The organism is Spirosoma litoris, assembly GCF_054776755.1.
On the sequence record NZ_BAAHBI010000078.1, the window covers coordinates 90,970 to 104,734 of the forward strand.

The window sequence follows — 13,765 nt, forward strand, 5'->3', positions numbered from 1 at the left end:
AATGACAAAAAAATGTTCACTATCTAGATTTCCACCCAAGCCTGCTTGCGATTCGATTCCAGAATCTTCTCGCAAATCAGCAGTTCGCGGTAACCATCAGCGAAGGTTGGGAACGTTGGATTTTCGGGCATCTTCCCAGCGGCAATGGCATCGTAAACTTCCTTAAACAACTGCTTCGATGTATCAGGAAAACCTTCGTTATGGCCACCAGGGAATGAGATGACCGAACGAGCCTCAGGGTGGGCCAGCGATGGATCGCGCATGAACGATTGGTTAGCCCCATCGCGGTTACCGATCCACATTTCGTTCGGCGCTTCGGAGTTCCAGGCGTAGGTTTTCTTCGAACCAGCAATTTCCAGTTTCATCTGATTTTTACGTCCTGCCGATACCTGCGATACTGTAATAACACCCCGGTTGCCATTGTCAAACTTCAGCAATACGTTGGCGTGGTCTTCGGTATTGATAGGGACATCAGCGTAATCTTCAGGCTGAAGCATTTTACCCGAATACGTTTCGACGGGTTTTAATGGCTTCTTACGAAATTTATGAACCGTGTTGAAATCGGCCATAACCGCTACCGTTTTCAGGCCAGTGATGTATTCCAGGCTATCCATCAAGTGCGAACCGATATCGGCAATAGCGCGGGAATCGCCTGATTTATCGGGTTCCAGACGCCAGTTGTAATCGGTGTCATAGAAAAGCCAGTCCTGCAAGTACGATCCGATAATTGAGTAAACTTCGCCCAGGTCATCCTGCTCGCGCATTACTTTCATCTGGCGAACCAGCGGGTAGTAGCGGAGGTTAAAATGTACGGCGTTCACCAGACCGGTTTTCTTCGCCAACTCAACCAGTTCTTCGGCTTCGTGCAGGTCTTTGGCGAGTGGTTTTTCGCAGACAACGTGCTTACCCGCTTCCAGGGCCGCTTTCGATTGCGAATAGTGCAGGAAGTTAGGGGTACAAATGTGGACCACTGTAATGTCGTCCATTTTCAGGAGTTCATCAAACGTACAAGACCGTTCGATACCCAGTTGATCGGCTTTCTGACGAGCCAGTTCGGCCGTTACTTCGCAAAGGGCGAGAACATTGGTATTAGGCAGGCGACGCAACGCTTCGATGTGCGCGGGTCCGATAAATCCGGTGCCAACGACACCGATGTTAATTTTTTGCATGAGGGTTTAAAGAGCGAAAGAGTGAAAGAGCGAAAGAGTGAAAGAGTGAAAGAGCGAAATCATTCCGCTGTAAGCACTCTTTCATTCTTTCACCGCTCCGGCGGCCCGGTCTTTCACTCTTTAAATCAGTCGCTCACTGTTTTACGGGATTTAGATAAAATTTTTAAAATTTGATATCCTTCATCAATCAAATCCTTCAGTTTATGCTCAGATATGATATCAGTGAAGACTAATGTTTCGAGCCAAAAGAGCGCTTCATCTAACTCTTCAAGTGTAATACTAAGTTTGGCATAAAACTCTTTCTGGCTTCTTCCTCTACGAACAGCCCGGAAGTTGGCAGCAGCTGATGATGACGACCGAATGAGTTGATGACCGAAGTGCTGAGCGTCATAATCTTTGGAAAGTGTACGACATACCTTCACACAGCGAAGCATGAACAATTTCAGCCGCTTTTCAAGATCATCGAGAAATTGACTTTTCGAGTAAGTAGAATAATCTACCCAAGCCTCGCTAACTAAGTCCCCTCCTTCTTCAATACTCTCAATTTCAGACATCGCTCTTTCACTCATTCGCACTTTCGCTCATTTAACTTACAAACTTCGTCCACTTCGTCTCGGTCTTATTCGAGGCAATGACCGTGTCGATGAAGGCCAGCCCACGAACGCCGTCTGCTACTGATGGGAAGTCGTAAATTGGGTCGGGTTCGCGACCTTCCATGTGCGCTTTTACAGCGTAGGCAAAGTTGCGATACAGGTTAGCGAACGCTTCAAAGAAACCTTCGGGATGGCCCGACGGCATACGCCAGTGCGCCTTCGCCGAATCGGATAGCGTGCCCACATTCGGGCGGATAATCCGCTGGCCTTCCTGTGTTTTATACTTCAATGTATTCGGCTCCATCTGATGCCATTCCAGACCGCCAAGTTCGCCATACACATAGATTTTCAGAGCGTTCTCTTCACCATTGGCAATCTGGCTTGCATGCAGAACCCCTTTGGCTCCTCCCTCAAAATGCAACAGAACGTTTCCGTCATCATCAAGCTGACGACCCGGCACAAAAGCCGTAAGGTCAGCACAGAGTTCCGAGATTTGTAAACCCGTAACGTACTCGGCCAGATTTTCGGCGTGTGTACCAATATCCCCCATGCAGCCGGCAGCTCCTGATTTGGCCGGGTCTGTGCGCCAGATTGCCTGTTTATAATCGGTATCCTCTTCTTTCTTCGATAACCAGCCCTGTGGATACTCAACAACTACCTTCCGAAGTTTACCCAGCTTGCCGTTACGAATCATATCGCGGGCTTCTTTCACCATCGGATAACCTGTGTAGTTATGCGTTAGGCCAAACACTAAACCGGACTTTTCAACAATAGCAGCCAGTTCTTTTGCTTCTTCCAGCGTAAGTGTCATGGGCTTGTCGCACATCACATGGAAGCCATTTTCGAGGGCCATTTTGGCTGGCGGAAAGTGCATGTGATTAGGCGTTACGATGGACAGGAAATCCATACGCTCGCCTTCTGGCAATGCTTTTTCGGCCAGAATCATCTCTTCGAACGACGAATAAACTCGATCTTCGGGCAGGTAAAGGGCATGACCGGTAGCCTTCGATTTGTCGGGATTTGAGCTGAAGCAGCCACAAACCAGTTCGATTTCGCCGTCGAAACTAGCAGCCCGGCGGTGAACGGCTCCAATGAAGGCATCAAGACCTCCACCAACCATACCCATTCGCAATTTTCTGTGCATTGGCGTTTAAGTTGAGTGTCCGTAACGGATAATTTAGAATTGATTATGAACGTTTTATCAATAAGCGGTCTGTTGTGGGGCGTTACAGCCACGCCAACAAGAGCAGAGTAAGAAAATGACTTATCAAAAGGTTATTTTATCAAGACAGATGTCCATTGAACCTACTCGCTTATTTTACGGCTGGAAATTAGCTGTTTTCTCTTATTTTTCGGAAATTTTGCACAAAAACGACCTTTAAACGGGGAGTTTATCTACTTTCAAGCCTTTAGTTTTTAATCAATTTTTTAAACTCACTAAATCCCTCTCTCGTAGAAAATGAATCAAACCGTTAACCCTTCGCGGCTGTTCCTGGCCAGCTGCCTTGCTCTTATTACGACAGCTTTCTCATTCAGTATCAGAGCAGGCATTTTGCCTCAGCTAGGTACTGAATTTGGACTGACTGCTGAGCAATTAGGCTTCATTAATTCAATGTGGTTTCTAGGCTTTCCCATTTCAATGATTGTAGGTGGATTAGTCTATAATACAGTAGGGCCCAGGATCATCATGTCGGTGGCGTTTGTGTGTCATACGCTGGGTATTCTGCTGACTATTTACGCAGGGGGCTACTCAACGCTGCTTATTTCAACCCTATTCATTGGTATTGGTAATGGTTGTACTGAAGCAGCCTGCAATCCCATGATTGCTGATATGTATTCAGGGATAACTATGAACAAGATGCTGAACCGTTTCCATATGTGGTTTCCGGGCGGTATTGTGGTGGGAAGCCTGATTTCGCTGGCCATGACCAAAATGGGTATGAGCTGGCAGGCGCAAATCTGGGTTATTATGATCCCTGCTTTAGCGTATGCGTTCCTGTTTTGGGGCCAGGCTTTCCCAAAGGCAAAGGTAGAGGGTGCTATGTCGCTCTCCGAAAATTTCAGGGCCATGATTAACCCGCTTTACCTGTTCATCTTCTGCTGCATGGCAATAACAGCCATTTCGGAATTCGGCCCACAGCAATGGACAGCTCTCATACTAAGTAAGAGTGGCGCTGAACCTTTGTTGATTCTGGCCCTGGTAACTGGTCTAATGGCTGTTGGTCGTTATTTTGGAGGACCCATTATTCACCGGCTCGACCAGACAGGCGTTCTGCTGGGTGGTGCTGTTTTTGCTACTATCGGCATTTATCTCTTTAGCACACAAACGGGGGCTATGGCGTATGTAGCAGCTATATTTTTTGCCGTTGGTGTATGCTACTTCTGGCCAACTATGATTGGTTTTGTGGCCGAGCGTATTCCATTAAGCGGTGCACTAGGCATGTCGATTGTCGGCGGTGTAGGTATGTTTTCAACATCTATCTGGCAGCCCATTATTGGGGGCTGGATTGATGCAGCTCGCGTTGAAAAAGCATCATCTGGACTCTCTGGAGATGCACTGGAGTTGGCAGCAGGCCAGGCTACATTATTAAAAATGACAACGTTTCCGATTATTCTCATTTTCGCATTTATCATTCTATGGTTCTGGGTGCGGAATCGTAAGCCTGGTCATATCGATGAAAAATTAGTTGCGGAGCAACCTCAACTATAAAAAACGCAAGCAACCACTAGGTAATTTCAACTAACACTAAAGCCCTGAAACTAAGTAGTTTCAGGGCTTTTTTCGTGCCTGCCAACTCATCTTACACAAGCAGTTTTCAATTAAAAATCAATTAATTACGCTCCAAAATCTAAACTCTGGAGTCTAACTAATTATCTGACACTGACACAGCTTCTTCAACTTATTAAAATTACCTAGTCCGTGGCTCTACTCGATGCCTATACCAAAACTCTGACAGCCGACCAAGTCGCGCACTTGCTTCGACGAGCTACATTCGGGCCTACTCCCGATCAGATCAAGACGCTTACGGGACAAACAGCCGCACAAGTCGTCACGAAACTGCTGGCCAATCAGCCCACTCCTGCCCTTCCACTCGAACTAAACACAAGCAAAACATTTACTGATCAGCCATTTGATATGAACAATCAGCCAACTTACGAAGCCTATCTGAAGATGTGGTGGAGTAATCTGATGCTCAATCAGCCTGTATCGGTGTTGGAAAAAATGACCCTATTCTGGTCAAATCATTTTGTTACCAATGATTCTACTGTCAGAGACTATCGGTATATGTATCGGTACAATGCTCTACTTCGACAACACGCTCTTGGTAACTTCAAAGCCTTTACCATTGCAATTACGCAAGACCCGGCCATGTTACGCTTTTTGAATGGGAATCAAAACGTGGTAGGAACCGCCAATGAAAACTACGCCCGCGAGCTTCAGGAGCTTTTCACCATTGGGCGAAATGGCGGCTATACGGAGGATGATGTTCGGGCCGCGGCTAAAGTGCTGACAGGCTGGACCGATACGGGTTATCGCGACGCAACTAGCGCAAGCATTAGCAGCTCGTTCCGACCTGCCAAGCATGACACAACCGATAAAACGTTCTCGGCAACCTATCAGAATACGGTTATAAAAGGTCGGACAGGGACCAATGCGGGCATCGATGAGCTGAACGACTTAGTGGATATGATTCTGAAGAATGCCGAAACACCCCGTTATATCTGCCGACGGATTTATCGCTGGTTCGTCAATTCCGATATTACGACTGATGTCGAAACAAACTTTATCGTACCCCTCGCCGATCTGTTCCGAAAAAACAATTTTGAGTTAAAACCGGTACTATCGGCGCTTTTTCAGAGTCAGCATTTTTTCGACAGCGCCTTACGGGGAGCCGTTATTAAATCACCCACCGAGCTGGTTATCGGTACGTTCCGTTTCTGGGGGTTGCAGGCGCCTGATCCAATACAGAATATAGCCGCCTATTATCAAATTGGACGTTACACATACATTCGCCTGAAAGAAGAGCAGCAAGAGTTACTCAATCCACCAACGGTTTTTGGCTGGACGGCCTACTACCAAACTGGCTACTATCAGCAGTGGATCAATTCGACTACCCTTGGACTTCGCGGCTTTTTTGGCGATGCGTTAACAACCAACCTATTGAAGTTCGATGGGAAAGCGGTCATTGATCCAATAGCCTACGTCAAAACTCTCTCCGATCCCACGAATCCTGCCACCTTAGTAAGCGATGCTGTTGGGCAGTTGCTGGCAATCCCGCTCGATCAGGCACAAAAAGATTTTCTGACCAACACCGTCTTGCTCAATGGCTTACCAGGCTACGAATGGACGAGTGAATGGAATGACTACCTCAAAACGCCAAACGACACGGCGAAGAAACAGGCGGTTCAGTTGAAGCTGACCACGCTCCTGCAATACATTTTCCGCATGGCTGAGTATCAGGTTGCATAATCAATTTTGAATGATAGAGTGATTGAATGATAGAATAGCTGATGTGCACACGGCCCAGCATTCCATTCAATTATTCTATCATTTAATCATTCAAAATTAACTCCATGAAACGTCGTAATTTTCTCCAAAAGGCGGCTTCGTCGCTGATACTTCCGGTCCTGATTGATGGCTATGGAGCCAAAGCGTTTGCCCGGCCTTCATCATTTATTCAATCGCTGATTAGCCTGGCTGCTCAAAGCGATCGTGTGCTGGTCATCATTCAGCTCGTTGGGGGAAATGATGGATTGAATATGGTGATCCCGCTTGATCAGATGGGCGTGTACACGTCGCCGAGTTTTCGGGGAAATATTGCCATTCCCGAAGCGAAGGCACTCCGGTTAAAGAACTATCCGGGAACGGGCCTGCATCCGGCCATGACAGGTATGCAGCAGCTATTCAACAACGATAAATTGAGCATTGTGCAGGGGGTGTCTTATCCAACGCCCAACTTCTCGCATTTCCGGGCCAGCGATATCTGGATGACTGCCGTCGACTCGAATCAAACTGCGACTTCTGGCTGGGCTGGCCGTTATCTCGATAAGCGTTTCCCAAACTTTCCCGACGCCTATCCAACCACCGACATGCCCGATCCGCCAGCGATCCAGATCGGTTATGTAACGGCTACTTCGTTGCTCGGCCCAACGGATTCGATGGCCATTGTGCTTCAAGACCCAGACCTTTTTGCCCGGCTGGTGGGTGACGAACCCAATTCACCAGCCACAACGTTAACGGGCTACGCGGGCCAGCAACTTGACTACATTCGCCAGCAGCAGGCCAGTTCGGTGAGTTATGCTGGCCAGATTAAAACAGCGGCTGGTAAGGGGAAGAATCTGGCTACTTATCCTACGTCAAACGCGCTAGCCGATCAGCTTAAAATCATTGCCCGGCTCATTAGTGGGGGCATGCAAACGAAAGTGTATTACGTTACACTAGGTGGGTTCGACAACCATGCCGCTCAGGTAGTTGCCAACGATACCACCACAGGAACACACGCCAATCTGCTCAGAACCCTCTCCGATGCCGTCGCGGCTTTCCAGAACGACCTAACGCAGTTGAAAGTAGATGATCGCGTGGTTGGTATGACGTTCTCGGAATTTGGCCGACGAGCCATCTCGAATGGGAGCTACGGCACTGATCATGGTACCTCAGCGCCTATGTTCGTATTTGGTACAGCGATTAAGTCACTTATGATCGGAAAGAATCCAAATCTGAGTGACCTTGACAATAACAACCTCAAAATGCAGACCGACTTCCGGCAAGTTTACGCAGCCATCCTGACCGATTGGTTTGGTGCCGACGCCAGTACCGAAACGGCTGCCATATTTAGAGATTTCCCGGTAGCTCCGGTCTTTCGTGCACCGGCTGTAGTTACAGGAGTCGATCCTGGTGCCTCAGAAGCACGACTTTATCCGAATCCAGCATCATCAGAAGTGATTTTGGAATCAGACTGGCTTGTTCAAGGTATCAAGTCGGTACAGATAGCCAACATGCAGGGCCGGTACATGTCGATTAGCAGCTCACGTCCAACACCGACTTCGTTACTACTCAATGTCAGCTATCTACCAACAGGCGATTATATAGTCCGTGTTGAAACAGCGCAGGGGATGCTAACAAAACGCGTGGTAGTGGCTCGCTGATAAACGGATTTAAACTTTCCGCGCTACAGGGAGTCTTACAAACAGAATTTACCCGCTCTAGAAATCATGCGTACGTTCCTGTTTGGTCTTTTACTTTTCACGGCAGCCTGCCGCCGTCCGTCAACCCAGTTTGCGGCAATGATGACACCCGTCAATCAGCCCACAGACTATAGTCGAAACCTGAAAGCAGGCGACGAACTCGTTGCCATGGGAAGTGATCCTGCCTGGACGCTAACCATTAATCCCTCGAAAGGATTTCTAAAATTCAAGGCATTGAATGGCGACAGTATTACGACCAAATCGCCCGAAATTCAAACCGACTCAGAAGGTATCCTCCGTTTTAGCGCCATGATAGACAGTGCTCAATCGGGCCGAATCAACGTTTTGTTCAGACCGGATAGTTGCGTCGACAAGCTATCTGGACAACGTTTCGATTACCGTGTGGAAGTTGATTATCGGGGCAAAAGCTATGTAGGTTGTGGTTCGTCATTACGGCAATTGGCTTTGCTACAAGATATCTGGGTGCTCACTAGTTTTCAGGGAAATACAATTGCTGCTGGTGGCCCACGCGGTGAAGTTCCTCGATTAGAAATTTCACTGACCGAAGGCCGGGTAACGGGCACAACTGGCTGCAATCGACTGAGCGGAACAGTCAGAGCCGATACCCGACGAATTGTATTCGGACCATTAATCACCACTAAAATGGCTTGTATGGGCGAAGCGGGGCAGTTTGAGCCTAAATTTCTACAGGCGTTAAACGAACCCCTGGCTTACAGGGTCGGAGAGGGCAAGTTGACCTTACTCCGTACCGGCAAGATTGTTATGGTTTTCAAGAAAGTAGATTAGTGTCATTTTAACCTTTATTTTAAGCGAACGACTACACGGTAGCGTTCGCTTTTTCGTTACTTTTGTTTCTCAATAAAAGTCAATTGAATCCTAAAATTAAGCTACAAATTGACTTCTAGCTGTTTACAAACCAATCTGAATAAAATCCCAAACCTATGAAAAACTTACGGCTTCACTCCCGGGCGCTATTGTTAGCGGGCGTGTTAGCAACTACTGTCTCTGCGCCGTCGAACTCGGTCTGGGCCCAAACAACGGCCAAGCGTACGACTAGTAAACCGGCTGTGGCTTCGGCCGAAACACCCGTAGCCCTGAATCGGGTATTGGTTTTTTCGCGAACGAAAGGCTTCCGGCACGCGTCGATCCCTGTCGGGAAACTAGCCATTATGAAACTCGGGAAAGAAAACGGGTTCGCCGTCGACACAACCGAAGATGCGACGAAAATTAATGAGGCTAACCTCAAACGGTACAGTGCCGTCATCTTTCTAAGTACAACCGGCAACATTCTCGACGAAGGCCAGCAGGCTGCTTTCGAGCGCTACATTCAGGCAGGTGGTGGCTTTGTGGGTATTCACGCAGCTGCCGATACTGAATATGACTGGCCATGGTACAACCAATTAGTAGGGGCTTATTTCTTAAATCACCCCAAACAGCAAAACGCCGAAATCGACATTATCGACAAAAGCCACCCATCAACCAAAATGCTGCCCGACGTCTGGAAGCGCTGGGACGAATGGTATAGCTACAAGAGCATCCAGCCCGATCTGAAAGTACTGGGCAAACTGGACGAAAAAACCTACGAAGGTGGCAAGAATGGGGACAATCACCCATTTATCTGGCATCACGATTTCGATGGTGGCAAGGCGTTTTACACGGGTGGTGGCCATACAGATGAGTCGTATGCTGATCCCTTGTTTTTACAGCACATTCTGGGCGGTATCAAATCCGTAATGGCAACCAGCCTGAAATTTGGCCAGGCTAAAACGCAGCCGTTTCCCGAAGAAAACCGTTTTGATCAGCAGGTATTGATTCAGGGAATGGATGAACCTACTGAGCTGGCAGTATTAGACAACGGCAAAGTGCTGTACGCTCAGCGCAAAGGCGAGTTGTCCGTCTACGATCCGCAAAAAAAAAAGGTAAAAGTAGTCGCTAATTTCCCGGTCTTCACCAAGTTTGAGTATGGCCTGATGGGGCTGAACATCGACCCGAATTTCAAGCAGAACAAGTGGATTTACGTGTATTACTCCCCTTCGACCGGGAAAACTGTTGCCGATACCGCCCAACACCTGTCGCGCTTTGTATACGACGACGTTCGGGATACGGTATTGTTGAATACGGAGAAAGTACTGCTGACGATTCCGGTTAAGCGTGATGGTTGCTGCCACACGGGCGGCTCTATTGCCTGGGATCGGAAAGGAAATCTGTACTTATCTACTGGTGATGACACCAACCCGTTCAACTCCGATGGCTATGCACCAATTGACGAGCGTCCAGGCCGCAGTGGCTGGGACGCTCGCCTAACATCCAGCAACACGAATGATTTGCGGGGAAAAATCATGCGGATTCATCCCGAAGCCGATGGCACGTATACCATTCCAGAAGGCAATCTCTTTCCGAAAGGAACGCCTAAAACCCGTCCCGAAATTTATGTAATGGGTAACCGAAACCCATACCGGATTTCGGTCGATCAGCGCACGGGGTTCTTGTATTGGGGTGAAGTAGGTCCTGATGCGGGTAATAACAGCGACAAATACGGTCCCCGTGGTCACGATGAAATGAATCAGGCCCGGAAAGCTGGTTATTTCGGCTGGCCATTGTTCGTTGCCGATAACCGCCCCTACCACCAGCGCACCTTTGCCGATAGTACAACAGGGCCCTTGTTCGACCCAATGAAGCCGATAAACAACTCGCCCAATAACACAGGGTTAACCGAATTGCCCCCAGCGCAGAAAGCCTACATCTACTACCCCTATGCCGACTCGCCTGAGTTCGGTGAAATTGTTGGAAAAGGTGGTCGGAATGCGATGGGTGGACCGGTTTACTACTATGACGATTATCCAGAAACGTCTGTGAAATTCCCTCGTCACTACGATGGTAAATTCTTTGCCTACGATTGGATTCGCGACTGGATTCACCCAGTTACCATGAAAGAGAATGGGGATTTCGTGAAGATGGAAACCTTCATGCCAAGCACGAAATTCTCGCACATCATCGACATGCAGTTTGCCAATGATGGCTCGCTCTACACGATTGAATACGGCCAGAAATGGTTTGGTGCCAACGCCGACGCCCGTCTGTCGCGCATCACGTACAATGCGGGTAATCGTAAACCGGTTGCCGTTGCCAATGCCAATAAAACGGTTGGAGCTGCCCCACTGGTTGTGAAGTTCGATTCGAAAGGCACGATGGACTACGATGGCGATGCGCTGAAATACGAATGGTCGTTCGGGAAAGGAGCACCTTCACAAACAACCGCCAACCCAACCGTTACTTTCAGCAAGCCCGGTACTTATCCGGCTACCCTGAAAGTAACTGATGCCGCAGGAAATACCGCGACCAAAACAATGGAGATCAAAGTCGGTAACGATGAACCTAAAGTTGAAGTCGCTGTTGCTGGAAACAAGACGTTCTATTTTCCGAACAAACCCGTTAAATATGCCGTAAAAGTCGTTGACAAAGAAGATGGTTCACTTCAGAAAGGCATTAACGCCGACGATGTAACGATGACCATTGATTACCTCGAAGGCTTCGATAAAACGATGTTAGCCCAAGGGCACCAGGCCAATACGGGTAACTCGACTGGCAAACGGTTAATGGAATTGAGCGACTGCAAAGCCTGTCATGCTATCGATCAGAAATCAATCGGACCTGCTTATATCGACGTAGCCAAGAAATACAAAGGCACTGCTGGCATTGAGAGCAAACTGGTTCGGAAGATCATTTCAGGTGGTGGCGGAGTCTGGGGCGAACAAGCCATGAGTGCTCACCCACAGTTGAAAGAAAGTGAGGTTACCGACATGGTTCGTTACATTCTGTCGTTGGCCAATGATAAACCGGCCAACCGCAAACCGATTGCGGGCGATTACGTACCTGTACAACAGAAAAAAGATGGTTCCTATATTCTGACCGCCAGCTATACCGACCGGGGTAATGGGGTTATTGGTCCCCTGACAGGTTCAACCTCGCTGGCGTTGCGTTCGCCGTCGGTAAAAGCTGTTTCGGCCGATGGAAAACAGGATATCTTCGAGTATGATATTCCGAAATTAGGCCCTGCCGCTATCGGGACAAAATCAGGCAGTTACCTGATCTTTAAGGACATTGACTTGACGGGTATTCAGGCACTTACACCATCAGTATTTGCCTCAAACGATCAGGTTGCAGGCGGCAAACTCGAAGCCAGGCTTGATTCTCCAACGGGTACATTGCTTGGCGAAGCCGATGTAAAACAGGGTGCTACAGGGCCTGTCAATCTACCCTTCCGTCAGCCGGTTCAGGGCGTACATAAGCTATATCTTGTTTTTGTCAACCCTAATGCTGGGCCAAAACCACTGTTTGCTGTCGATAAAGTACAGTTCGATACACAGGGTATGTAGACTGTCTTAGGTTTAATACCAAAAACGCCCAGACCAATGTTGGTCTGGGCGTTTTTTATCATCCATTGAATAAGACATTGAAAGTACAATAGGTAATTTTTGATCTAGCGAAAAACTGGAAAAATTTGGAATCAGATTCCAAATTTTTCCAGTTTTTCGCTAGATTAGTATATGATTAACCGGATCGCAGAAGAAAAATTAATACAATTAGCAGCTACCTTTAAAGCTGTTGCCCTTACAGGTCCTCGCCAGTCCGGAAAAACGACCTTGGCAAAAAAACTATTTAAGGACAAGCCTTATGTATCCTTAGAAAACCCAGACTTGCGCCAATTTGCGTTACAGGACCCAAGAGGCTTTCTGGCTTCTTATCCATATGGAGCTATTCTGGACGAAGTACAGCGAACACCTGACCTATTTTCTTATTTGCAGGAAATAATTGATAACTCGAATCAAAAAGGACAATTTATCCTAACGGGTTCTAATAATTTCCTGCTTCAACAGTCAATCTCGCAAACCTTGGCTGGCCGAGTTGCTCACCTTTTTTTGCTGCCTTTTTCCATAGCCGAACTTACAAATGCTAACTTATTACCCGTTACGGATGATGAATTGATGCTAACCGGCTTTTATCCGCCTGTGTACGACCAGCACATCCCAATAATCGACTGGAGTATTAACTACATCAGGACCTATATAGAGAAAGATATCAGACAGATTAAAAACATCACAGATCTCCTTGTTTTCGAACGCTTTATGTCTCTTCTGGCGGGTCGTAACGGGCAAGAATTAAATATGAGTGCATTGGCCGTAGAAACAGGCGTAGATGTGAAAACTATTCAATCCTGGCTAGGTATTCTAGAGAGTAGCTTTATCATACATCTACTAAAACCTCATTTCAAAAATTTCAACAAAACAATTGTCAAGCGACCCAAAATCTATTTTTACGATACAGCCTTAGTCTGTTCCTTACTACGTATCACAAAGCTTGAGCACCTCCAAAGCCATCCATTACGAGGAGCTATTTTTGAAGGCATGATTATCTCCGAGTTAGTAAAACAACGTACCAATGCCGGGTTACCTATTAACCTGTTTTATTGGCGTGATAAAACAGGACATGAAATAGATGTTATTATTGACGAAGCCGAAAAACTAATACCCATCGAGTTAAAATCTGGCCAGACAATCAATACTGAGTTCTTCAAAAATATAATCTATTGGAATCATTTAAGTGATCAAAAAGAATCCTTTGTCTTATATGCGGGTAATCAAATGCAAAAAAGAAGCATTGGTATAACTGTATTGAACTGGCGGGAATTCATGAAAATCAACCTCTTATCCAGTCAATAGACAGCCTTTTGTCAATGAAGCTGTTTAAACTTTCCGTTTTCGATTGATTTTTCGCAGGAAAATGACCGAGAATGCA

9 protein-coding genes are annotated in these 13,765 nt (G+C 47.2%); 6 read left to right on the plus strand and 3 right to left on the minus strand.

The annotated features are described in order from the left end of the window. Positions 1 to 23 precede the first annotated feature (23 nt). The 3 genes from ACYVGR_RS37415 to ACYVGR_RS37425 all read right to left on the minus strand — a co-directional run bounded on the left by ACYVGR_RS37415 (position 24) and on the right by ACYVGR_RS37425 (position 2,888). Positions 24 to 1,169 carry a Gfo/Idh/MocA family protein gene (locus tag ACYVGR_RS37415; RefSeq protein WP_460966004.1) on the minus strand — a complete coding sequence of 382 codons (1,146 nt, stop codon included), beginning with the start codon at positions 1,167 to 1,169 and terminating at the stop codon, positions 24 to 26. Between the two features lie 125 nt (positions 1,170 to 1,294). Continuing rightward, entirely contained in the window at positions 1,295 to 1,738 is a 444-nt protein-coding gene (locus tag ACYVGR_RS37420) for a four helix bundle protein (RefSeq protein WP_460966006.1), read from the minus strand. Between the two features lie 16 nt (positions 1,739 to 1,754). Next, positions 1,755 to 2,888 (minus strand): Gfo/Idh/MocA family protein, encoded by a 1,134-nt coding sequence (locus tag ACYVGR_RS37425; RefSeq protein WP_460966022.1) that lies wholly within the window; start codon positions 2,886 to 2,888, stop codon positions 1,755 to 1,757. Between the two features lie 333 nt (positions 2,889 to 3,221). Here ACYVGR_RS37425 and ACYVGR_RS37430 point away from each other — a divergent pair, with 333 nt between their 5' ends. The 6 genes from ACYVGR_RS37430 to ACYVGR_RS37455 all read left to right on the plus strand — a co-directional run bounded on the left by ACYVGR_RS37430 (position 3,222) and on the right by ACYVGR_RS37455 (position 13,689). After that, positions 3,222 to 4,472, plus strand: coding sequence for an MFS transporter (locus tag ACYVGR_RS37430; RefSeq protein WP_460966008.1), 1,251 nt, complete (start codon positions 3,222 to 3,224; stop codon positions 4,470 to 4,472). 210 nt (positions 4,473 to 4,682) lie between these two features. Continuing rightward, positions 4,683 to 6,233, plus strand: coding sequence for a DUF1800 domain-containing protein (locus ACYVGR_RS37435; RefSeq protein WP_460966009.1), 1,551 nt, complete (start codon positions 4,683 to 4,685; stop codon positions 6,231 to 6,233). Positions 6,234 to 6,337: 104 nt separating this feature from the next. Then, entirely contained in the window at positions 6,338 to 7,909 is a 1,572-nt protein-coding gene (locus tag ACYVGR_RS37440) for a DUF1501 domain-containing protein (protein WP_460966011.1), read from the plus strand. 66 nt (positions 7,910 to 7,975) lie between these two features. Then, positions 7,976 to 8,755, plus strand: a complete 780-nt coding sequence (locus tag ACYVGR_RS37445; RefSeq protein WP_460966013.1) for an META domain-containing protein — start codon at positions 7,976 to 7,978, stop codon at positions 8,753 to 8,755. Between the two features lie 155 nt (positions 8,756 to 8,910). Further along, positions 8,911 to 12,345, plus strand: a complete 3,435-nt coding sequence (locus tag ACYVGR_RS37450; RefSeq protein ID WP_460966015.1) for a ThuA domain-containing protein — start codon at positions 8,911 to 8,913, stop codon at positions 12,343 to 12,345. A gap of 171 nt (positions 12,346 to 12,516) precedes the next feature. Beyond that, entirely contained in the window at positions 12,517 to 13,689 is a 1,173-nt protein-coding gene (locus ACYVGR_RS37455) for an ATP-binding protein (protein ID WP_460966016.1), read from the plus strand. Positions 13,690 to 13,765: the final 76 nt, after the last annotated feature.